Consider the following 19,502-nt stretch of genomic DNA (forward strand, 5'->3'; position numbering starts at 1 on the left):
GGGCGGCGCCGCACCTTCCCTTGCGGGGGGTGCGGCGCTTTCCTGTCTCCGTATCCTGCTCCCCGTTCTCCGTTCCCCGGTCTCCGTTCCCCCGTCTCCGGTCTCAGCCGAGCGGCGGGGTTTGCGGGACCGCGCCGGAGAGCTGTTCGTCGGGGCGTCCGCGGAGGTAGTCGGCGTACTCCGGGTGCGTGAACGCGAGGAAGCGCTCCTCGCGGATCGCCTCGAGCACGGTCTCGGCGGCGAGGGCCGGTTCGATGCCGCGGCCGGTCGTGTCGCCGAGCGCGGCTTCCAAAAACTCCGCGTCGGGGCTGGACTCGGCGGCCAGCGCGGCCGGGCGGTTGCGGCCGGAGCCGGGGAGCTTGGTGTTGACGTTTCCGGGGCACAGCACGGTCGACTTGAGCTTGGAACCCTGCGCGGCGAGATCGTGGGCGAGGGACTCGGCGGCGGCGTACGACGCGAACTTCGAGATCGTGTAGGCCGACGAGTACGCGGGCACGAACAGCCCGGCCGCCGACGACGTGGTCACGATGTGCCCCTCGGTGTCCTGCGCGATCATGCGCGGCACGAACGCCCGGATGCCGTGCACGACGCCCCACAGGTTGACCCGCAGCGTCCACTCCAGGTCGGCGGCGGGACGGCCCCAGATGACACCGCCCGCGAAGACGCCCGCGTTGTTGCACAGCACGTGCACAGCATCGAACGTGTCGTAGGCGAAGTCGGCGAGGGCGAACACCTGTTCCTCGTCGCCGACGTCGGTGACCCGGCCGGCCGCCTCGGCGCCGCGGGCCCGCAGCAGGTCGACGGTGCCGTCGAGAGCGTCCTTCTCGACGTCCGCCACCATCACCCGCATGCCCTCGGCCGCGAACCGCAGCGCCAGCGCGCGGCCGATGCCGCTGCCGGCACCGGTGACCACGGCCGTACGCCCGGCAAAATCACGCATGATGCCCTCCCCGTCGGCCATGCCTGGTTGGTGGTGCTGGGTTTTGCTGGTTCTGCTGTTTCTGCCGGGTTCTCCCGGGTGGTGCCTGGCGCTTCGCGGTGCCGGGTCGGGCGGCGTGCCGGAGTTCCCCGGAGTGGCCGCGTTTGCCCATACGAATCCGTATGGGCTTGCGTGCCGCGGAGCCTAGACCCTGGCGACGGGGTTTCCCAGGGGGCGGGATGCCAGCTCTGACTGGCACGGTGGGTGATGGCTTCGGGGTCGACTGCCGTGCTGCCGGGCGCCACGCCGTGTCCGATTCGTTCAAGACCGCGGCGGCGGAGGGCCCGTAGCGTCGACGCCATGACTCCTCGTTTCGCCTTCATCGGCCTGGTCGTCGCGGACATGGCGGCATCGCTCGCCTTCTACCGGCGCCTCGGCCTCGACATCCCCGCCTCCGCCGACACCGAGCCGCACGTCGACGTCGATCTGCCGGGCGGTCTCCAACTGGTGTTCGACACCGTCGACGTGGCCCGCGCCATCGAGCCGGACTGGGAACCGCCCCAGGGCGGCCACCACGCCGCGATCGCGTTCCGGTGCGACGACCCGGCGGAGGTCGACAAGCTGTACGCCGAGCTGGTCGCGGCCGGGCACACCGGGCACCTGCCGCCGTGGGACGCGTTCTGGGGCCAGCGGTACGCGGTGGTGCTGGACCCGGACGGGCACCACGTGGACCTGCTGGCGACGCTCTGAACGGGTCTCAGACTCCGACGAGTTCGCTGAGCGACAGCCCGGCCAGGGCTCTGACCTCGCGCGACAGGTGCGCCTGGTCGGCGTAGCCGGCGACGGCCGCGACGTCGGCGAACGGGTTGCCCGCGTACGCGAGATCGAGGGCCCGGCGGAGGCGCAGGACGCGGGCGAGCACTTTCGGCCCGTACCCGAACGCGGCGACGCTGCGGCGGTGCAACTGCCGGTCGCTCAAGCCGAGATCACGCGCCAGTTCGGCCACACCGACACCGCCCCGGAGCCGCCGCACGACAGCGGCGGCCACCGGATCGGGTGAACCACCGCGCAGCCGCCGCGCCGCGAAAGCCTCCAACACGGCGGCACGGTCGGGCGCTTCGGCGATCCGCTCGGCCAACGCGCGGGCGTCCGGGGCGCCGTCCACCACGGCGAGCGGCTCCCGGCGATCCCGCAGTTCCGACGCCGGGATCCCGAACACCGCAGGCCCCCACCCGGGCGCGAACCGCAGCCCGACGTAGGCCCCGGCGGGCCCGGGGACCACATGCGCCTGCGTATCGGGCCCGGCGACGACAAGCCCGGCGTCACCGAGCCAGATCAGATCCATACAGCCGTCGGGCAGCACCCGCGTGGTCCGCCCCCGCCGCTCGTCCGCCGACCGCGACCAGAGGACGGCGCCGGGGATGCGGGAGGGACGTTCCTGGTACACGCGATCCAGTCTGCCGCATGCGCGATTCCTTCGCTCACTTGTTCGACTTTCCCCGGATCGGCGCCCTCCCCGGCCCGCCGTGCGACCATCCGTCGACATCGTCGAGTCTTCCCGCCCGACGGACTTCACCGGACCGCGGGGGGCATGCTCATGCGCCGCACTACAGCCGCCGTCGTCATCGGCCTAGTCCCGACCACGTCCGGGTGGCGGCGGCGACAATGCACCCTCCCACCCCGAATCCGGCGCAGCGACGACAGCGTCGGCGACCACCCCTGGCCCGAACAGCCCCTCACCACCACAGCCGCTCGGTCCCGCCTCCCCGCCCCGGACACCCCCAACCGCGCAACCGCCGCCTCCATCACCGCCGCCCTCGCCCGCGCCACGCACGTCACCGACCTCGGCAACGTCACCGACAACACGCCCAGTTGCGCGTCCCGGACAGCCCCGGACGACACCACCCGCATCCAACTGATCACCACGACACGGTGTCGGTCTACGAGTTCCCGAACGAGACCGCTGCCGAGGCGTGGACCACAGCCATGTCCTGGAACGACGAAGACGTCTGCCGAGTCGGCTACTTGACCCTCACCTGGACCACCTGCGACCAGCAGCGGACACCCATCGCAACCCGGGAACAACTGTGCGGCCTCACCCAGTCGATGGCGCCAGCGTGAGGCGTAGGCGGCCGGGGAGAAGAACCGGACCTGACGAAGAACCGCAGCTGCACCCGGCAAGATCCGTCACGAGACCCGCGCCGCTGCCGACAATCACCTCCGGCTTGTGCGCCGAATGGGCGGCGTTGTCCGCGTCCGGGGTCCCGCAGGCCGCGCCTGGCGTCAGCCTGGCGCTCGGCATTACGCGCGTGATGGCGCTGCCCGTCGTCGATCGGCTGCTCCCGACGTGGCCGCGCGCCGCCGGTCCGGACCCGGTGCGTTCCGCGGCATACCGCGAGCGCGCGCAGTTCCTGGCGCTGCTCGCCAGCATCTACCCGTGCCACATCCAACCGGACCCCGCCGAACCTGACTGACAGGTGCTGCATCTCCGCCTCCCGACAAGGCAGGCCACATGGCACATCGCGCCGGGCGACGTAGAGCTGTTCACCCACGTGCGCCGAGACGTCACCGAACCATGGGACGGAGACACCACGGATGAGAAGTACGCGCGGGTGACTGAGGCCGCGGCTCGGAACGCGAGGCGCGAATGACCGCTCCCACAACCCCGACGACGGTCGACCTAATCGTCGTCCTGACCCGGCTGGCAACCAAGCTCGACACGGCGACGACCCAGTCTCGCCGACCAGGAGACACGGGGGCTACGTGTCGTCGAAAGCGGCATCCTCACCGAGGCCGACGTATCGCAACTCCGCGCCGACGTCGAAGCCCTGAAACGCAGTCGCTGGCCGGTGGCGTCCATTTCGGCACTGACCGCCGCCGCCGCGCTCGGCGCGACGGCGTGGCAGGCCATTGGCCACTGAACCGCCGCCCGTCCTCTCCCGGGGGCGGGCGGCTTTCGTCGTTGCCCCAGCCGGTGAACGAGCAGTTGCCGGGCTTCACGCCCCCTCTTGCTTGACTACGACTTCGGCGCGATGCAGTCGTGAGCCAGCTTCCCCTGTCGCTCCGACCGCGCCTTGAACTCGGCCGGGTCCTCATCGCTCCAGCCCCGGAACGCGTTGTTGGCGTAGATTTCCGCGTCGATCTCCGCCGCCAGCCGACTGGCCTCCGCACACGCCGACTGCCTCGGGCTTACGCCGTCGTCCGACGTGTCTCTCCCGTTGAAAGGCAGCAGCACGGCGAGGGCGATGAGGAGTGCGGCGCCCCCCACCACCCACCTGACCCCCTCCGCCTTCAGTGCGCGGGGTTCGTCCGGTGTCGACTCGCGGTGCCAAGGGCGGTCTGGTACTTCGGCCATGAGTCCCCCTCGTCGGCCTCTCTCGGAAGGCTAGCGGCCGGGAGCGCGGTGATTCCGGCGTTTGCTCAGTCCCACAACCATGGGCTCAACTGACGTGGCCATCGTCCGCTTGCTGGCCATTGGACTTTTCCCCGCGCGGCACCTTCCCGCAGGCCAGGACCCGAGGCGATCAAGAATCGCAAGCTCGTTCTGATCAGGATCTTTAAAGAGCGTCAAGAACGCGCCACCGAGGCTAGAGGCGCGGGTTCCACCGCTGCCCGGTCAAGGCCGCCTCGACCAGCCCGGCCTCATGCTCGACTGCGGCAACGCGGGCCCCTCGTGCTCGTACATGCGGACCAGCCCGTGTACGACCTGCGGCCCAAGCCGCGGCTCGACCTCGGCGCGGGCCGTGCCGTAGCCGTGGCGCGCGGCCGCCAACGCAGCCATCGCGTGCTGTCTGGCCGGGCGGGCGAGCAGGACGGGGTGCCGTTGGAGGACCTCATGGCGGCGGTACTCGGGTGGGCAGAGGTCCCACAGCCAAGCGACGGCCGTCTCCTCCCAGCCCTCGACGCCGGCGGGCGCACCCCATGGGGCCAGCCCGGCGGCGCGATGCCATCCTGGCCCCGAGGCACATTCTCGCCCATATGTTCGATCATGGCACAGGGTGTGCGGACGTGCGGTACGCGTGCCCCTGCCCCATGACAGCCAATCTTGGACGTGTGCCATCGAACTTCGGGCGGCCAGGTCTTTGACGTGTCCGACGTGTCTCCAGCTCAGCGAGGGCCGGTGATCCAGCGTCCGTCAAGGACGTCGTTGATCATTCGCGTCGTGACGGCCTGCCGCATCGAGAAGAGAGCCCCGAATGAGTCTGTGCGCACCATGACGTCACGGGCTTGGTCGCGTGATCGGCCAGCGATGATGCTTCGCGCCTCAGCTTCGATGGAACGCATCGAAGCGGCGAAGCGACTGTAGAACAGGTCCTCCGGCCCCAGCTGCCCGACGCCAGCCATCGCCTGATGGACCTGTTGCCGCAGCTCAGTCGACCTTTCGTCAAACTCCGCAAGCGTCGCGAATTGGCCAGACGAGGCGTCCCACATGACGTACATCAGATACGTAAGCCACTCCTGCGCGGCGGCGCGGACGCCGCCGATCAAGGCGACAGCCTCAGCTCGTTTGGCATCCTCTATTCGGTCTGCCTCAGACTTTGCGCTGCGCCTCTGGAGAGCCACCCCGACGCCACCGGCGATGACAGCGCCCGCCACCGTTCCCACCACACCGATCCAGGCAGCGTCCATCGGCCCCTTCTGCTTGGGAGCCCAGAGTAGTCGCTCCCTACTGACCGCAGGTCGAGGTTGTGGGGGCATCCAAACTTGCGCGGCACTCGATCAACGTTCGCTGCCACGGGACAGACCCCCGACAAGAACCGACGGGCCCCCGGCTTCCCGCGAAGGAAGCCGAAGGCCCGTTTCCAGGCTGGCGGACGTCAGGCTCTCGGCTGCGTCGGCCCTGTCGGCGATCCGAACCACACGCGTTGCCCGTCCGGGGTCACGGTGAGGCCGAATCCCTCTGCCTCCGGGCGCCCGTGATCCCGGAACCACTCGACCGCGGCGACGAACTCGCTCGCCAAGTCGTCCGGCCCGTAGGCGCACGTCCTCGTCGGGGCCTTGTCCTTGTACGTCACCGCGGCACAGGACTCGCCCGCGGCCCCCGCGCGGTACAGGTACCGGGTCTTCTCCCCGTCCTCGTCGTCGAGCACGGTTGTCACGACATCCGGCAGGGCGAAGCCGACAACGAGCGGTCTGAACCCCGTCGTCCCGATGTCGAGCGTCGACGCGGGAACGTCGAGTTCGGCACGGGCGCCGGCGGTCAGCCAGCCCTCCGGGAACACCGGCCATGTGTTGCGCTGCGACCGGGCTTTCATGTAGCTGAGGCCCTCGCCGAACTGGCCGGACGCGCTGCCGTCGTCGGCTTTGACCAAGGGGAGCAGCACATCGTGCCAGGGGGTGAACCGTGTCCCCCAGGGCATGACGATCCGGCCGCCGGTCACCGTTTGGGCGAGCCAGGCGGTCGGCACGGTGCGGATGCCGCAGGTGACGAACACGCGGTCGTACGGGCCGCCGTCCTCACACCCGTCGAGCCCGTCGCCGGTCACGACCTGGACGTCGACGCCGACCGCGGCGAGGTTCTCCCGCGCGCCGTCGGCAAGGGCCTTGTCGACCTCGACGGAAACGACGTGCCCGGTCGGCCCGACTCGGTCCCGCAGGAGGGCAGAGGTGTAGCCCGTGCCGGTGCCGATCTCCAACACCCGTTGCCCTGGTCGGACGTCGAGGGCGTCGAGCATCTGCCGCACGGTCGTCGGCATCGAGCACGAGCAGGTGGCAACCCCGTCGTCATCCGGCGGGATGTCGGCGCCGCCGTCCCACTGCGTCACGATGACCGTGTCCGCGTTCACGATGTCACGCCACCGTTTCGGATCGGCCGCGCGGTCGATCATCTGGCCGTCGTCGCGGAAGGCCATGGGGATGAACGGTGCGCGGTCTCGGCCGAGCAGGGCCAAAGAGACGTTCTCCCCGGCCCCGCTCGTCTGCTCGTCAGTCGTCATCGCGGCGGTGGCTCCCGCCTCCGGCCGGCGGGGTGCCGTCCTGCTCGGGCTTCCCGGGCGGCGGGCTGGGCTTCTTCGGTTGCTCGGGCATGAGTTGTCTCCCATCCGTTTCGTGGTGCACCGGTTTCGTCGTACCCCGCCTTGCTACTTCGGGTTCGGCGGCGGGGGCGGAGGTGGCGGCGGCGGAGTAATCGGGGGTTCCACGATGGGGGCGCGCGGGCCTTGGTGCCGGTCTTCGGTCATCGTTCCCTCCTTCGAGCAACGGGCCGATGCGGTTCTCAGCCCCACGCCGTACGGCGTTGGGGTTTGGTCCCCGCCCGGCGCCGGTGGATCTGGCGGTGCTCCGGCGCCGGGCGGGTGTTCAGGTGGGCCAGGCGTCAACGAGACCGATCAGCAGGCCGATAGCCGCGGGGTGTCCTACGCCGGACGCGCAATGGCCCCGCCTCGGGAAGGTCGGTGACCGGGCTGCCGTCCGGGTTGCGGCCGGAGACCTCCGGGCGGAGGAGATACATCCCGATGTCGAGGTCGTACGCCTGCTCCGGAGTGACGAGGAACCGGAGGGGCTTGGACTGCCCCTCGATCGTCACCTCGAAGAACAGCGGCTGCTCTTTGTCGCCGGAGTAGCCGGCCTTGAACTTCCCGGAGACGCGGTGCACGGTCCTGTTGAGGGTCATCGGGGTGTCCTTGGCGTGGCGCGGGTGCACCGTCGGTTCGGCGGCCGCCCCGCAGCCGGGCGGGTGTTCACGGGTGGAGCACCTGGGGCCGGTACGACGGCGGGTTCGGCAGGGTGCGGACGAGTTCGGCTTGGAGCAGGTGCCACACGTGCCATGCCTCTTCGCGGGTGAGCTTGTGCGTGTGCTCGGGGTCCGCGGCGAAGCGGATGGCGACCGGCCGCGTCGGGTCGTCGCTCGGGCCGATGTCGGCCGGGGGGGTCACGTCGGACATCTCCGTCCCTCCGGTTGGGGTGGCGGGGTTCAGGTTGGCCCGGGGGTGAGTGGCATTCCGATGCCGTTGTCGATGCCGTTCCGATGCCGTTCCGGCCGTTTTTGCCGGAGCCACCGATACCGTGTACGGAAGGCTGAAAACGGCGTGTGTCAGGGGGCGTTCCGATGGCCAACGGCCGGTACAAGTACCCACCGAACGACAGGCTCCGGGCGGTCCGCACCGAGCAGCGCCGGCAGTCCCGCGCGGAGTTCGCCGACGCCCTCGCCGCGAAGGCTGCCGAACTCGGCGAGAACGTCGGTGCCGATGTCCGGCTGATCGCGAAGTGGGAGGACGGCGAGACCGGTCGGCCGCGCGCGGTGTACCGGCGACTCCTGGTCGCCTTGACCGGCTGCACAGAACACGAACTCGGCATCGCCGCACCGTCGTCCGCCCCCGGCGCAACGGCATCGGAACGGCCGACCCCGACGCCTACGGTTCCCGCCGTGGACCGCCGCCAATTCCTCGCCGCCGGAGTGTCCGCACTCACCGGCCCCGCACCCTCGAACGCCGCACCAACCGCCCCCGCGCACGTCGATCCGCAGCTCGTCGACTACTTCCGCACCCAGCTTCAAGGCCACTACGTCGCCGACATGCTGCTCGGCCCCCACCACCTGATCGCATCCGTGACCGCGCAGCACCAACTCATCTGCGACCTTGCCCGCGCGGCCGTCGGCGAGCTGCGCCGCGAGCTTCTACGCGTGGGTGCCGCGTACGCCGCCATGCTTGGCTGGCTGTGCCAAGACGCCGGCCTGCATGACCACTCCCTACGGTGGCGAGACATCACCCTCGACATGGCCCACCGTGCCCGCGACACGCAGCTCGTCGGCTACGCGCTGGCGAACAAGGCCAGCTTGTGCGTGGACATCGGCGACGGGACCGGTGCCGTCGACCTTGCCGACGCCGCGCTTGAAGAACCGTCGTCGCTGGCACCCAAGGTGCAGGTGATCGCCCGCGTCCACGCCGCGCACGGGTACTCCGTCGTCGGGGACCGCCGCGCCGTCGACTACCTCCTCGACGGAGCCGCGCCGCTCGTGACCCGCGTTGACGACGACTTACCGTGGGGCGACGCATGCCGCCGCACCCCCGGCTACCTCGAAGTGCAGCGCGCCACCTGCTATGGCCGTCTCGTCGACGACCAGGCCGCCGCTCGCGAAGCCGACGGAATCTGGTCCCAGGTGCTGGCCACGATGCCGCAGGAACAGCGGCGCGACCGCGGCGTCTTCCAGATCCGGCACGCCGCGGTCGCCGCCACGCTCGGGCAGCCGGACCGGGCCCTCGTACTCGCCGCCGAAGCCGCGTCGACCGCGACGGCGACCGGGTCGGTTCGTGCCCGCCGTGAGCTTGCCGGCCTGCGCGACCGGATGCGGCCGTGGGCAGAGGACCGGTACGGCCGGGACCTTGAGGAGATGCTGACTACGATCGGCATCGGTCCGTCCTGACGTCGACCCCAGGGGGAGCACGTGGCCGTCCCGGAACCGCTCAGCGAAGACACCATCACCGAACGCCTCGCCCAGTTGCCCGGGTGGACGCGGGACGGCAACGCGATCACGCGGACGTTCGCGCACACGTATCACGAGACCCTGCACCTGGCGATGTACGTGGGGGCGAAGGCGCGCGAGGTGGGCCATCACCCCGACATCCACATCACCTGGCAGCGCATCCGTTTCGACATCACGACCCACGATGCCGGCGACCGTCTCACTCGCGCCGATTTCGATCTCGCCGCGCACATCGACAACATCGCCGAGAAGCACGGCGCCACACCCGTCTAACGGCGCTCCGGCGGCGGCCGGATCTGGTCACCGCCCGTGCCCGTACCAGAAACCCTCGTCCATGTGCTCCCGGACACGGCGTGTCAGACACGCCGTGTCCGGGCGAAGCTTCGGAGCCCACTCTCCTGTTCGGCATCCGCCCAACGCGCCCCAGCAAGATCATTCCCAGGGACACCACAGGGACAGACAGCCCGGTTGGACGCCTCAGGGACGCCTCAGGGACAGAGAGTTTGATCAACGTCGACACACGTTGCCGAACGTTGATCAACCTCGTTTCCCCAGGTCAGCGCCCCGCTGTCAGCATTCGATGATGTTGACCGCGAGGCCGCCGCGGGCGGTCTCCTTGTACTTCGTCTTCATGTCGGCGCCTGTCTCCTTCATGGTTTTGATGGCCTTGTCGAGGGAGACGTGGTGGCGGCCATCGCCGCGGAGGGCCATGCGGGCGGCGGTGACGGCTTTGACGGCGGCCATGCCGTTGCGTTCGATGCAGGGGATTTGGACGAGGCCGCCTACCGGGTCGCAGGTGAGGCCGAGGTTGTGTTCGATGCCGATTTCGGCGGCGTTCTCGACTTGTTCGGGGGTGCCGCCGAGGACTTCGGCGAGGCCGCCGGCGGCCATGGCGCAGGCGGAGCCGACCTCGCCCTGGCAGCCGACTTCGGCGCCGGAGATCGAGGCGTTCTCCTTGAAGAGCATGCCGATGGCACCGGCCGCGAGGAGGAAGCGGACGATGCCGTCGTCGTCGGCGCTGGGGACGGACGCGGCGTAGTGGTGCAGGACCGCGGGGATGATGCCTGCGGCGCCGTTGGTGGGGGCGGTGACGACGCGGCCGCCCGCGGCGTTCTCCTCGTTGACGGCCATCGCCCAGAGGGTCACCCACTCCATGGCGTGGCTGGCGCGGTCGCCCTCGGCACGCAGGGCCTTGGCGGTGTGGGCGGCGCGGCGGCGGACTTTGAGGCCGCCGGGGAGGATCCCTTCGGTTTTGAGGCCGCGCGTCACGCATGCCTGCATGACGTCCCAGATTTCCAGGAGTCCGGCGCGGACCTCGGCTTCGGTGCGCCAGGCCTTCTCGTTCTCGAGCATGAGCGCGGAGACGGACAGGCCGGTCTCGCGGGTCAGGCGCAGGAGTTCGTCGCCGGTGCGGAAGGGGTGGCGCAGCTCGGTGTCGTCGGGTTTGACGCGGTCCGCACCGACGGCGTCCTCGTCGACGACGAAGCCGCCGCCGACCGAGTAGTAGGTCTTCTCCAGCACGGGCACGCCGTCGGTGTCGTACGCGCACAGGGTCATGCCGTTGGCGTGGTACGGCAGCGACCGCCGACGGTGCAGCACCAGGTCGCGGTCCGGGTCGAACGGGATCTCGTGCGCGTCCCCGACCTGGTCGCCGAGGAGGCGGAGGCGGCGGGCGCCGCGGATCCGGTCGAGGACGGGTTCGACGCCGAGCGGGTCGACGGTGCGCGGGGAGTAGCCCTCCAGGCCGAGCAGGACGGCTTTGGGGGTGCCGTGGCCGTGGCCGGTGGCGCCGAGGGAGCCGAAGAGTTCGGCGCGGACGGACGCGGTCTGGGTGAGCAGGCCTTGCGCTTTTAGCCGTCGGGCGAACATGCGGGCGGCACGCATCGGGCCGACCGTGTGCGAACTCGACGGGCCTATGCCGATCGAGAACATGTCGAAGACGCTGATCGCCAAGACGGTGGCCTTTCCTGCGGTCGCCGGTCGGGGTGGGAACGGGCTCCCGCCCGGGACGGCTTGTGGCACCCGGGCGGATGCTCCCAGGGTATGCGGGCGGCGGCGCGCGCGGTGAGCGGACGGCGGACGGACGGGCGGGCCGCCGTGCGGGGGTCCGGGGACGGCCACAGGGGACAGCCACAACAGCGTGCGTTTCGGCCGCGGGACCGACCAGGGGCCGGGTCGGCTGCCCCGGGCCCGCCGGACGGTCCGAGGCACCCGACCGCCGCCTCGCCCTCCGCCCCTCCCGATCAGTCCGGGATCTGCGGGTCGTACGTCCACACGTCGTCGTCGCCCTCGTCCTGGTCGGCCTCGGCGTCGAGGGCCTCGCGGACGATACGGAGGGCGAGGCCTTCGGGGTAGCCCTTGCGGGCGAGCATGCCGGCGAGGCGGCGCATGCGGACCTGGCGGTCCTTGCCGCGGGTGGCCGGGAGGCGTTTCGCGACCAGGACGCGGGCGGTGGCCAACTCCTGTTCGGGGTCGAGGCGTTCGACGGCCTCGGTGACCACTTCGGCGGCGACGCCGCGGTGCCGGAGTTCGCGGGCGAGGGCGCGTTTGGCGAGGCCGCGGCCGACGTGGCGGGTGTCGACCCAGGCGTGGGCGAACGCGGCGTCGTCGATGAGCTTGACCTCGGTGAACCGGCCGAGGACGTGGTCGGCCACCTCGTCCGGCACGCCGCGCTGCCGCAGCGCGTCGGCCAATTGGGCGCGGGTGCGCGGCTGGCCGGTCAGCAGCCGCAGGCAGATCGCGCGAGCCGCGGCCTCCGGGTCCTGGTCGGGATCGATCTGCGCCGGGCCGCGGCGGCGGGTGCGGTCGGCCGAGCGGGGGTCGCGGCCGCCGTCCGGGTCGGTGCTCTCCGCTTCGTCGCGGGTGCTGCTCGACCAGCGCGGGCCGGAGCGGCCGCGTCCGCGGCGTCCCCCACGGCCGCGGCGGGTGCCGGCACCGCCGTAACCGTCATCGGAGCCGCCGGAGGAGTCGGCGTCATCAGGGCCTTCGACGTCGCGAGAGCGGGAGCTGCCTTCCGTGCCTGCCCCGTCGCCGTCCCTCCGTCCCCCACCGACCGTCGACGCCCCGGCGAACGGGTCGTCGGCATCGGCCTCGTACGCCGACGCACGCCGGGGTCGCTGCCGCCCCCCACGCGGGGCATCGTCGCCGTCCCCCGCCGCGGAACCTCGACGCGGGCCGGTGCGGCGTTCCGTCTTCGCCCAAGTGCTCGCCGCGTCCGCGGACAGCGTCGTGCCGCCCGCGAGCGCTTCGCCGAGCGAGGCGAGCGCGCGTGCGCGCTCCTCGTCGGTGAGTTCCTTCGCCCACGTGTCGTTCCAGGCGGGCTCGCCGCCCGCTGCTCCGCTGCTCACGCGGCACTGCTCCTCGTGCTCCGCGTCCTCGTGCTCCGCGGCGGAAGGCCCCCGAGCCGGGCGGCGGCCGCCCGGTCCCGTCCTCCTGCCGGAGCCGTGCGGCGCGCCGTCGACGTGACCGCCGCGCGCCGCTGCTCTCGTCCGCCCCGTGCGGGGCTCGTGCGTGCTCCCCTGCGGGATCCCGCCGGCCCGCGGCCGGTCAGGACTCGGCCGGGGCTTCCTCCTCGGTGGCCTCCGCGTCGACGCGCGGGCCGACACCGAGCTTTTCCTTGATCTTCTTCTCGATCTCGTTGGCGAGGTCGGGGTTGTCCTTGAGGAAGTTGCGGGCGTTCTCCTTGCCCTGGCCGAGCTGGTCGCCCTCGTACGTGTACCAGGCGCCGGCCTTGCGGATGAAGCCGTGCTCGACGCCCATGTCGATCAGGCCGCCCTCGCGGCTGATGCCCACGCCGTACAGGATGTCGAACTCGGCCTGCTTGAACGGCGCGGCCATCTTGTTCTTCACGACCTTGACGCGGGTGCGGTTGCCGACCGCCTCGGTGCCGTCCTTCAGCGTCTCGATACGGCGGATGTCGAGCCGGATCGACGAGTAGAACTTCAGCGCCTTGCCACCGGTCGTGGTCTCCGGCGAACCGAACATCACGCCGATCTTCTCGCGCAGCTGGTTGATGAAGATCGCGGTGGTCTTGGTCTGGTTCAGCGCACCGGCGACCTTGCGCAGCGCCTGGCTCATCAGGCGGGCCTGGAGGCCGACGTGCGAGTCGCCCATCTCGCCTTCGATTTCCGCGCGCGGGACGAGCGCCGCGACGGAGTCGATGACGATGATGTCGAGCGCGCCGGAGCGGATGAGCATGTCGGCGATCTCCAGCGCCTGCTCGCCGGTGTCCGGCTGGGAGACCAGCAGGGCGTCGGTGTCGACGCCGAGCTTGCGGGCGTACTCCGGGTCGAGGGCGTGCTCGGCGTCGACGATCGCGGCGACGCCGCCGGCCCGCTGCGCGTTGGCGATCGCGTGGAGCGCGACGGTGGTCTTACCGGAGGACTCGGGGCCGTAGACCTCGACGATGCGGCCGCGCGGAAGGCCACCGATACCGAGGGCGACGTCGAGCGCGATCGACCCGGTGGGGATGACCTCGACGGGCGCCCGCGCGTCGTCGCCGAGGCGCATGACGGAGCCCTTGCCGAACTGACGCTCAATCTGGGCGAGGGCGGCGTCGAGCGCCTTCTCGCGGTCCTGTCCTGCCATCGCTGATGCCGCCCTGTCGGGTCGTGGTGTGCGCTTCATTGTCATGACGCTAACCCGTCCGACCGACATCGTGGGGCCCGCCTCGCACACCTGTGGATAACTCCGCGCCTCAAGCGTATGCGAACTTTTGTTCGATCACGACTCCGACACGCGCCGGGGGGCGGGGATTCAGGCGAAAGAGGGGTGCCTGGCACAGGGGTGGCGTGGGCCGCCCGGGAGGGCGTTTCGGCAGGTGGGGGCGGCCGCGAACGGCACGCGGCACCGGGGCGGCGCGGGGTGGGGCGAACGTCACCCGATCGAGGGATGGGGACGACAACGACGGGTGGCCGCCGGGAGAACTGGGAGAGCCGGGAGAGCGGAAGGCGGGCCGGAGCACCGGCCCCGCGGTCAGGCGTCCCGCGACGCCGCAACCCGCCGCGGGTGGCGCGCGCGAAGGATGTAGTACCAGGCGATGTTGCCGTCGACCGCGGCCAGCAGCAGGAACGGGACGCCCAGCCAGCTGCCGTTCACGAAGGCGACGACCGCCGCGGCCACGGCGAGCACGCAGACCACGACCGCGAGGATCGCGACGCGCGGCGTGCGGGCCGGGGTGGATCCGGCGGAGGCGGAGTCTGCGGTGGGCGCGGTGGACATGAGCCGAACTCCCGTGACGGCGGTGGCGTACACCCCATTGTCCCCGACCGGGGCACCGGCCCCGCACCCGCCCCACGGAGGCCGGCAGCACCACCGCGAGCCGCGCACCCCGGAGACCGGCGCCACCGCCGCAAACCGTGCACCGGGAGACCGACGGCACCATCACGAACCGCACCCCGGAGAATGTCGAGGCCACCCCGAGCCGCGCCCCGAAGGCGCTTCACGTCGCGCGCAGCCGCACCCGCCGAAGAAAGTTGAAATCGAAACGACCCGGGTGTAGCTTGTTCAACGTTCAACCAGCGCTTTTCGGAGGTCCTCCCATGTCCCGCATCCTCGCCATCTCCGGCTCGATCCGCACCGAGTCCTTCAACACCGCGGTGCTCAACGCGCTCGCCCCGTTCGCCCCCGAGGGTATGTCCATCGAGGTCTTCAAGGGCATCGACGAGCTTCCGCACTTCAACCAGGACCTGGAGGGCGACGTCCCGGCCTCGGTCATCCGCCTGCGCGAGGCCGTCCAGGCCGCCGACGGCGTCGTCATCTCCACGCCGGAGTACAACCGCGCCATCCCGGGCGTCCTGAAGAACGCCCTGGACTGGGCGTCGCGTCCGTACGGCCAGTCCTCCTGGCAGGGCAAGCCGGTCGCCGTGCTCTCCTCGTCGCCGGGCGTCCAGGGCGGCATCCGCGCGCAGGAGGAGCTGAAGGGCCAGCTCCGCAACCTGGCCGCGTACGTCGTCAGCGGCCCGGAGATCGCGATCCCCGAGGTGCACACCCGGGTGAGCGTCGACGCGCAGGCCGTCGCCACCCTGAACGACCCGGCCACCGCGGGCATGGTCAAGTACCTGCTCGAGGCGCTGCAGCTCGCCGTGGACGCCAACACCGGCGCCAACCACGTCAAGGCGCTCAACGCCTGGGCCGCGTCGCTCGCCGGCTGACCGCGTCCGCGACGGCGGCCCGGCCGGGGAGGACCGACCGGACCGGCCGGTACCGCCGCCGAACCGCGGCAACAGCAGCGCACGCAAACCGCCGAGGGCCCGACACCATGCGGTGTCGGGCCCTCGGCGGTTTGACGTGGCAGCGGCCGCGCCGCGACCGGGTGCACACGGCACCGGTCGCACGTCACAGCCTCACGCGGCATGCGGCATGCGGCATGCGGCATGCGGCAGGTCACACGTCCGTGACCCGCACCCCCGCGTGCACCTTGTAACGGCGGTTCACCGAGATCAGGTTCGCGGTGAGCGCCTCGACCTGGCCCGCGTTGCGGAGCCGGCCCGCGTACACGCCGCGCATGCCCGGGATGCGGCCCGCGAGCGCCTGCACGATGTCGGTCGCCGCGCGCTCGTCGCCGAGCACCATGATGTCCGTGTCCAGCGCCTCGACGTTCGGGTCGAGCAGCAGCACGGCCGAGACGTGGTGGAACGCCGCGGTCACCCGCGACTCCGGCAGGACGGCCGCGGCCTGCTGGGCGGCGCTGCCTTCCTCGACGGGAAGCGAGTACGCGCCCTGCTTGTCGAAGCCCATCGGGTTGACGCAGTCGACGACGATCTTGCCCGCGAGCTGCCCGGCCAGCGAAGCCAGCAGCTCCTTGTGGCCTTCCCACGGCACCGCCACGATCACGACGTCGCTTTCCGCGGCGCACGTGGCGTTGTCGGTCCCGCGTACACCCGCGCCCAGCTCCGCGGCGGCGGACTCGGCGCGGTCCGCGCTGCGCGAACCGATGATCACTTTCTGGCCCGCGACGGCCAGGCGGTAGGCAAGGCCGCGGCCCTGCTCGCCGGTGCCGCCGAGGACACCGACCACGAGGCTGCCGACGTCCGGCAGCTCGCGCGGGTCGCGCTGGGCGTTGGAGGGGGTAGTCATGGCGTGATCCTGCCAGCGAGGTCGTGAAGAGGCACGAGACGGCGGTCAGATGCAGCCGAGGTCACAGTCTCAATTCCGACCTAAGCCGCCATCCGCATGAATTTTCACCTTTGACACTTACCTAAAGACCCCCCAAACATGTGACAACCGGCACAAATCATGCTCTTTTGATAAGGAAATCGTTCGGCACCGGGCCGGACATGTCCCGCCCACGGGAGGCACCGATGCCGGCGAAGTTCGTGCTCAGCCAGGCGCGCACCGGGAAATACGTGTTCATGGTCGAGTCCGCCAAGGGGGCCACGCTGGCGAAGTCCCCGGCGTACGACACCAAGCGCGAGGCGATGACCGCGCTCCGCACCGTCCAGCGCATGGGCGAGGGCGGCACGGTCGACGACCGGACGAAGGCCGACGCGAAGCCGACCGCGAAGAAGACCGCCAAGCAGGTCGCGAAGAAGGTCACCGCAAAGGCCGCCGCGGCGAAGAAGACCGCGGCCAAGAAGGTCAGCGCGACGAAGGCGGCGGCGAAGAAGACGGCCGCGAAGAAGAGCGCGGCCAAGAAGACCGCTTCGAAGGCGACTCCGGCCAAGAAGACCGTGGCGAAGAAGACGACGGCGAAGAAGACCGCCGCCAAGAAGACCGCGGCCAAGAAGGCCCCCGCCAAGAAGACCGCCAAGCGCGCCCCGGCGACGAAGAGCGCGGCCCGCAAGACCACCACGCGCAAGGCCGCGGCGCGCAAGAAGTAACGCGGGAATCAGGGCCGGAAGCGGCGTGGGAAACCACGCGGGACGTGCCGGGAACGGCCGGACCGGCGGGCGCTGGACGCACCCGCCGGTCCGGCCGTCGCCGTTCTCGTGTCCACCCGTCTGTCCGTTTCGGCGCCGCCGCTAAGCCGGCGGGTCCCCCTTCGGCCGGTCGTTCCACTCCGGGTCCCCGTCCCACGCCTCGTTGCGTTCACGGGCGATTTCCAGGGCGTGCTCGGCCTCCGAGCGGGTCGTGTACGGTCCCAGCCGGTCGAGTGCCCGGCACTCGGGGCCTTCCTCGACCTTGTTGTGCCGCACGCAGTAGTACCACTCCCCCGGCTTGCCTTTCGGGCGCCGCCACAGCCTGAACATCGCGTACTCCTCTTTCCCGGGTCTCCCCCCAGGGCCGCTGAGGTTTCGCCCGTGATGATGCCCGGGCCGCGCTGGCTACACTCGCAGGTTATGGCGACTCTCGTGCCCGGCAGGCCCACCCCGATCCGCACCGTCCCCGCCGACATTCCGCGTCCGGAATACGTCGGCAAGCCGGGCCCCGCGCCCTACACCGGCCCCGACGTGCAGAGCGCCGAGACCATCGAGAAGATGCGCGTGGCCGGCCGCATCGCCGCGGGCTCGATGGCGGAGGCCGCCAAGCACGTCGCGCCCGGCGTGACGACGGACGAGCTGGACCGCGTCGCGCACGAGTACATCCTCGACCACGGCGCCTACCCGTCCTGCCTGGGCTACCGCGGCTACCCGAAGACGATCTGCTCGTCGATCAACGAGGTCATCTGCCACGGCATCCCGGACACCACGCGCCTGAACGACGGCGACATCGTCAACATCGACGTGACGGTGTTCATCGACGGCGTGCACGGCGACACCGACGCGACCTACCTGGTCGGCGACGTCGACGAGGAGTCGCGGCAGCTCGTCGACCGCACCCGCGAGGCCCTCAACCGGGGCATCAAAGCGGTGCGCCCGGGGCGGCAGATCAACGTGATCGGACGGGTCATCGAGTCGTACGCCAAGCGCTTCGGCTACGGCGTCGTCCGCGACTTCACCGGCCACGGCATCAACTCGTCGTTCCACTCCGGCCTGATCATCCCGCACTACGACGACGAGCGGGCGGTCACCGTGATGGAGCCCGGCATGACGTTCACCATCGAGCCGATGCTGACGCTGGGCACCTACGAATACGACATGTGGGACGACGGATGGACGGTCGTCACCAAGGACCGCAAGCGCACCGCGCAGTTCGAGCACACGATCGTGGTGACGGACACCGGCGCCGAGGTCCTCACGCTGCCGTAAGCAGACACATTCGGTCCCCCCGCTCGACCGTCGGTCCGACCACCAGCCTGAAGGGTGCCATGGCCCTGGGACGACGCGCGGCGCGCTCCGCCGCGGCAGCGGCCACCGCGGCCGCGATCGGTATATCCGCCTCCGCCTGTATGACCGTGGACGGCGCCCGGGCGCGTGTCGCGCCGTTGGACGAACGCGAAGCCGCGAAGGTGCTCGCGGAGTTCGACGCGCGCAACAACGAGGTCTACGCGAAGCGCGATCCGGACCTCAACAAGACGATCGAGGCCGGCTCGTTCGGCGCGATCGACCAGGGCGCGCTGAAGATCCTGCGCTTCTCCGACCCGCAGCGGGCCCGGCCCACGCCGCCGGTCACACACAACAACCCGCAGTTCTGGATTCCGCGGCCGGTGGGCTGGCCGAAGTGGTTCGCGGTGCAGAACACCCCGTCGTACGCGCAGAACCGCACGATGCTGCTCGTGTTCGTCAAGTCCGGCCCGGACGCGCCGTGGATGGCGTCGTGGGGTCCGTCGGCGAAGCCGGGCGAGCCGCTGCCGGAGCCGTACCGGGACAGCACGGGCCACGTCGAGGAGGTCGGCCTCGACACCCCGGGGCTGGCGGTCGAACCGAGCCGGACCGCCCAGGAGTTCACCGGCTACCTCACGGACGGCAAGTCGACGCTGTTCGCGCCGGGGACGCAGACGTCGGAGGCCCGCAAGACCCGCGAGGGCGCGGTGCAGGACGGCTTCGTGCGGCAGTTCGCGGACATGCCGACGACGCAGTACCGCCCGTTGGCGATCCGGCTGCGCGACGGCGGCGCTCTGGTCCTGTTCGCGGTCACGCACAGTATGAAGCTGACGATGCAGCCCCCGAACACCCTCGGCGAGCTCGACCCGAGCCAGGGCGCGTTCGTGACCGGCAAGCCGACCCGCTCGGTCACCGAGCAGCGGCTCGCGGAGTACGCGGTGGCCGTGCCGCCCGCGGGCGGCGGTCAGGTGCGGGTGGTGGCGACGGCGTCCGGCGTGGTGGGCGCGGACGGCGAGTGACC

The 19,502-nt window shown here is 71.0% G+C and carries 23 protein-coding genes; 9 read left to right on the forward strand and 14 right to left on the reverse strand.

Annotated features, from left to right (window positions below):
• Positions 1-103 precede the first annotated feature (103 nt).
• Positions 104-940: an SDR family NAD(P)-dependent oxidoreductase gene (locus tag ABEA93_RS12175; RefSeq protein WP_345675449.1), complete on the reverse strand. Its 837-nt coding sequence runs from the start codon at positions 938-940 to the stop codon at positions 104-106.
• Positions 941-1,279: 339 nt separating this feature from the next.
• Between ABEA93_RS12175 and ABEA93_RS12180 the strand changes: the two genes are divergently transcribed.
• The gene (locus tag ABEA93_RS12180; RefSeq protein WP_345675450.1) at positions 1,280-1,669 is read left to right on the forward strand and encodes a VOC family protein; all 390 of its coding nucleotides are present in this window, start codon (positions 1,280-1,282) and stop codon (positions 1,667-1,669) included.
• Positions 1,670-1,676: 7 nt separating this feature from the next.
• Here the strand turns inward: ABEA93_RS12180 and ABEA93_RS12185 are convergent, their stop codons facing one another.
• Positions 1,677-2,366 carry a helix-turn-helix domain-containing protein gene (locus tag ABEA93_RS12185; protein WP_345675451.1) on the reverse strand — a complete coding sequence of 230 codons (690 nt, stop codon included), beginning with the start codon at positions 2,364-2,366 and terminating at the stop codon, positions 1,677-1,679.
• A 485-nt stretch (positions 2,367-2,851) separates the two neighbouring features.
• Between ABEA93_RS12185 and ABEA93_RS12190 the strand changes: the two genes are divergently transcribed.
• Both ABEA93_RS12190 and ABEA93_RS12195 read left to right on the forward strand, forming a co-directional pair.
• Positions 2,852-3,040, forward strand: a complete 189-nt coding sequence (locus tag ABEA93_RS12190; protein ID WP_345675452.1) for a hypothetical protein — start codon at positions 2,852-2,854, stop codon at positions 3,038-3,040.
• Positions 3,041-3,144: 104 nt separating this feature from the next.
• Positions 3,145-3,393 (forward strand): hypothetical protein, encoded by a 249-nt coding sequence (locus ABEA93_RS12195; RefSeq protein ID WP_345675453.1) that lies wholly within the window; start codon positions 3,145-3,147, stop codon positions 3,391-3,393.
• Positions 3,394-3,935: 542 nt separating this feature from the next.
• Here the strand turns inward: ABEA93_RS12195 and ABEA93_RS12200 are convergent.
• The 6 genes from ABEA93_RS12200 to ABEA93_RS12225 all read right to left on the reverse strand — a co-directional run bounded on the left by ABEA93_RS12200 (position 3,936) and on the right by ABEA93_RS12225 (position 7,800).
• Positions 3,936-4,274, reverse strand: coding sequence for a hypothetical protein (locus tag ABEA93_RS12200; RefSeq protein ID WP_345675454.1), 339 nt, complete (start codon positions 4,272-4,274; stop codon positions 3,936-3,938).
• Between the two features lie 261 nt (positions 4,275-4,535).
• Positions 4,536-4,700: a hypothetical protein gene (locus tag ABEA93_RS12205; RefSeq protein ID WP_345675455.1), complete on the reverse strand. Its 165-nt coding sequence runs from the start codon at positions 4,698-4,700 to the stop codon at positions 4,536-4,538.
• 326 nt (positions 4,701-5,026) lie between these two features.
• A complete protein-coding gene (locus ABEA93_RS12210) occupies positions 5,027-5,548 on the reverse strand; it encodes a hypothetical protein (protein ID WP_345675456.1) in 522 nt (173 codons plus the stop codon).
• A gap of 188 nt (positions 5,549-5,736) precedes the next feature.
• Entirely contained in the window at positions 5,737-6,855 is a 1,119-nt protein-coding gene (locus ABEA93_RS12215; protein WP_345675457.1) for a methyltransferase domain-containing protein, read from the reverse strand.
• Between the two features lie 377 nt (positions 6,856-7,232).
• Positions 7,233-7,529, reverse strand: coding sequence for a hypothetical protein (locus ABEA93_RS12220; RefSeq protein ID WP_345675458.1), 297 nt, complete (start codon positions 7,527-7,529; stop codon positions 7,233-7,235).
• Between the two features lie 67 nt (positions 7,530-7,596).
• Complete coding sequence (locus ABEA93_RS12225) at positions 7,597-7,800, reverse strand: hypothetical protein (protein WP_345675459.1); 204 nt, start codon at positions 7,798-7,800, stop codon at positions 7,597-7,599.
• Positions 7,801-7,964: 164 nt separating this feature from the next.
• Here ABEA93_RS12225 and ABEA93_RS12230 point away from each other — a divergent pair, with 164 nt between their 5' ends.
• Together ABEA93_RS12230 and ABEA93_RS12235 are read left to right on the forward strand one after the other, a co-directional pair.
• Entirely contained in the window at positions 7,965-9,278 is a 1,314-nt protein-coding gene (locus ABEA93_RS12230; RefSeq protein ID WP_345675460.1) for an NsdA family TPR-like regulatory protein, read from the forward strand.
• A 21-nt stretch (positions 9,279-9,299) separates the two neighbouring features.
• Positions 9,300-9,611 carry a 4a-hydroxytetrahydrobiopterin dehydratase gene (locus ABEA93_RS12235; protein WP_345675461.1) on the forward strand — a complete coding sequence of 104 codons (312 nt, stop codon included), beginning with the start codon at positions 9,300-9,302 and terminating at the stop codon, positions 9,609-9,611.
• Positions 9,612-9,908: 297 nt separating this feature from the next.
• On the opposite strand, the gene ABEA93_RS12240 is transcribed toward ABEA93_RS12235, so the two are convergent.
• From ABEA93_RS12240 to ABEA93_RS12255, 4 genes are all read right to left on the reverse strand, one after another.
• On the reverse strand, positions 9,909-11,291 hold the full coding sequence (locus ABEA93_RS12240) for an L-serine ammonia-lyase (RefSeq protein ID WP_345675462.1): 1,383 nt from the start codon (positions 11,289-11,291) through the stop codon (positions 9,909-9,911).
• Positions 11,292-11,581: 290 nt separating this feature from the next.
• Positions 11,582-12,685 carry a regulatory protein RecX gene (locus tag ABEA93_RS12245; RefSeq protein ID WP_345675463.1) on the reverse strand — a complete coding sequence of 368 codons (1,104 nt, stop codon included), beginning with the start codon at positions 12,683-12,685 and terminating at the stop codon, positions 11,582-11,584.
• 199 nt (positions 12,686-12,884) lie between these two features.
• Positions 12,885-13,925 carry a recombinase RecA gene (gene recA / locus ABEA93_RS12250; RefSeq protein WP_345675464.1) on the reverse strand — a complete coding sequence of 347 codons (1,041 nt, stop codon included), beginning with the start codon at positions 13,923-13,925 and terminating at the stop codon, positions 12,885-12,887.
• 387 nt (positions 13,926-14,312) lie between these two features.
• Positions 14,313-14,558: a hypothetical protein gene (locus tag ABEA93_RS12255; RefSeq protein WP_345675465.1), complete on the reverse strand. Its 246-nt coding sequence runs from the start codon at positions 14,556-14,558 to the stop codon at positions 14,313-14,315.
• A 320-nt stretch (positions 14,559-14,878) separates the two neighbouring features.
• On the opposite strand from ABEA93_RS12255, the gene ABEA93_RS12260 reads away from it, so the two are divergent.
• Positions 14,879-15,490, forward strand: coding sequence for an NADPH-dependent FMN reductase (locus ABEA93_RS12260; RefSeq protein WP_345675466.1), 612 nt, complete (start codon positions 14,879-14,881; stop codon positions 15,488-15,490).
• Between the two features lie 232 nt (positions 15,491-15,722).
• Here ABEA93_RS12260 and npdG read toward each other — a convergent pair whose 3' ends face one another.
• Positions 15,723-16,415, reverse strand: coding sequence for an NADPH-dependent F420 reductase (npdG, locus tag ABEA93_RS12265; protein WP_345675467.1), 693 nt, complete (start codon positions 16,413-16,415; stop codon positions 15,723-15,725).
• Positions 16,416-16,639: 224 nt separating this feature from the next.
• On the opposite strand from npdG, the gene ABEA93_RS12270 reads away from it, so the two are divergent.
• Entirely contained in the window at positions 16,640-17,158 is a 519-nt protein-coding gene (locus ABEA93_RS12270; protein ID WP_345675468.1) for a histone H1-like repetitive region-containing protein, read from the forward strand.
• Between the two features lie 141 nt (positions 17,159-17,299).
• Here ABEA93_RS12270 and ABEA93_RS12275 read toward each other — a convergent pair whose 3' ends face one another.
• Positions 17,300-17,527, reverse strand: a complete 228-nt coding sequence (locus ABEA93_RS12275) for a hypothetical protein (protein WP_345675469.1) — start codon at positions 17,525-17,527, stop codon at positions 17,300-17,302.
• Positions 17,528-17,617: 90 nt separating this feature from the next.
• Between ABEA93_RS12275 and map the strand changes: the two genes are divergently transcribed.
• Positions 17,618-18,466: a type I methionyl aminopeptidase gene (gene map, locus ABEA93_RS12280; protein WP_345675470.1), complete on the forward strand. Its 849-nt coding sequence runs from the start codon at positions 17,618-17,620 to the stop codon at positions 18,464-18,466.
• A gap of 59 nt (positions 18,467-18,525) precedes the next feature.
• Positions 18,526-19,500, forward strand: coding sequence for an SCO2278 family lipoprotein (locus ABEA93_RS12285; RefSeq protein ID WP_345675471.1), 975 nt, complete (start codon positions 18,526-18,528; stop codon positions 19,498-19,500).
• The last annotated feature ends 2 nt before the right edge of the window (positions 19,501-19,502 follow it).

Origin of the sequence: Yinghuangia aomiensis (genome assembly GCF_039542225.1) — a bacterium.
GTDB lineage: Bacteria > Actinomycetota > Actinomycetes > Streptomycetales > Streptomycetaceae > Yinghuangia > Yinghuangia aomiensis.

What these genes read in the sequence shown, in the direction of transcription:
- ABEA93_RS12175 (WP_345675449.1), bottom strand. Translation starts at nt 940, where the DNA reads ATGCGTGATTTTGCCGGGCGTACGGCCGTGGTCACCGGTGCCGGCAGC.
- ABEA93_RS12180 (WP_345675450.1), top strand. Translation starts at nt 1,280, where the DNA reads ATGACTCCTCGTTTCGCCTTCATCGGCCTGGTCGTCGCGGACATGGCG.
- ABEA93_RS12200 (WP_345675454.1), bottom strand. Translation starts at nt 4,274, where the DNA reads ATGGCCGAAGTACCAGACCGCCCTTGGCACCGCGAGTCGACACCGGAC.
- ABEA93_RS12205 (WP_345675455.1), bottom strand. Translation starts at nt 4,700, where the DNA reads ATGGCTGCGTTGGCGGCCGCGCGCCACGGCTACGGCACGGCCCGCGCC.
- ABEA93_RS12210 (WP_345675456.1), bottom strand. Translation starts at nt 5,548, where the DNA reads ATGGACGCTGCCTGGATCGGTGTGGTGGGAACGGTGGCGGGCGCTGTC.
- ABEA93_RS12215 (WP_345675457.1), bottom strand. Translation starts at nt 6,855, where the DNA reads ATGACGACTGACGAGCAGACGAGCGGGGCCGGGGAGAACGTCTCTTTG.
- ABEA93_RS12220 (WP_345675458.1), bottom strand. Translation starts at nt 7,529, where the DNA reads ATGACCCTCAACAGGACCGTGCACCGCGTCTCCGGGAAGTTCAAGGCC.
- ABEA93_RS12225 (WP_345675459.1), bottom strand. Translation starts at nt 7,800, where the DNA reads ATGTCCGACGTGACCCCCCCGGCCGACATCGGCCCGAGCGACGACCCG.
- ABEA93_RS12230 (WP_345675460.1), top strand. Translation starts at nt 7,965, where the DNA reads ATGGCCAACGGCCGGTACAAGTACCCACCGAACGACAGGCTCCGGGCG.
- recA (WP_345675464.1), bottom strand. Translation starts at nt 13,925, where the DNA reads ATGGCAGGACAGGACCGCGAGAAGGCGCTCGACGCCGCCCTCGCCCAG.
- ABEA93_RS12255 (WP_345675465.1), bottom strand. Translation starts at nt 14,558, where the DNA reads ATGTCCACCGCGCCCACCGCAGACTCCGCCTCCGCCGGATCCACCCCG.
- ABEA93_RS12260 (WP_345675466.1), top strand. Translation starts at nt 14,879, where the DNA reads ATGTCCCGCATCCTCGCCATCTCCGGCTCGATCCGCACCGAGTCCTTC.
- npdG (WP_345675467.1), bottom strand. Translation starts at nt 16,415, where the DNA reads ATGACTACCCCCTCCAACGCCCAGCGCGACCCGCGCGAGCTGCCGGAC.
- ABEA93_RS12270 (WP_345675468.1), top strand. Translation starts at nt 16,640, where the DNA reads ATGCCGGCGAAGTTCGTGCTCAGCCAGGCGCGCACCGGGAAATACGTG.
- ABEA93_RS12275 (WP_345675469.1), bottom strand. Translation starts at nt 17,527, where the DNA reads ATGTTCAGGCTGTGGCGGCGCCCGAAAGGCAAGCCGGGGGAGTGGTAC.
- map (WP_345675470.1), top strand. Translation starts at nt 17,618, where the DNA reads ATGGCGACTCTCGTGCCCGGCAGGCCCACCCCGATCCGCACCGTCCCC.
- ABEA93_RS12285 (WP_345675471.1), top strand. Translation starts at nt 18,526, where the DNA reads ATGGCCCTGGGACGACGCGCGGCGCGCTCCGCCGCGGCAGCGGCCACC.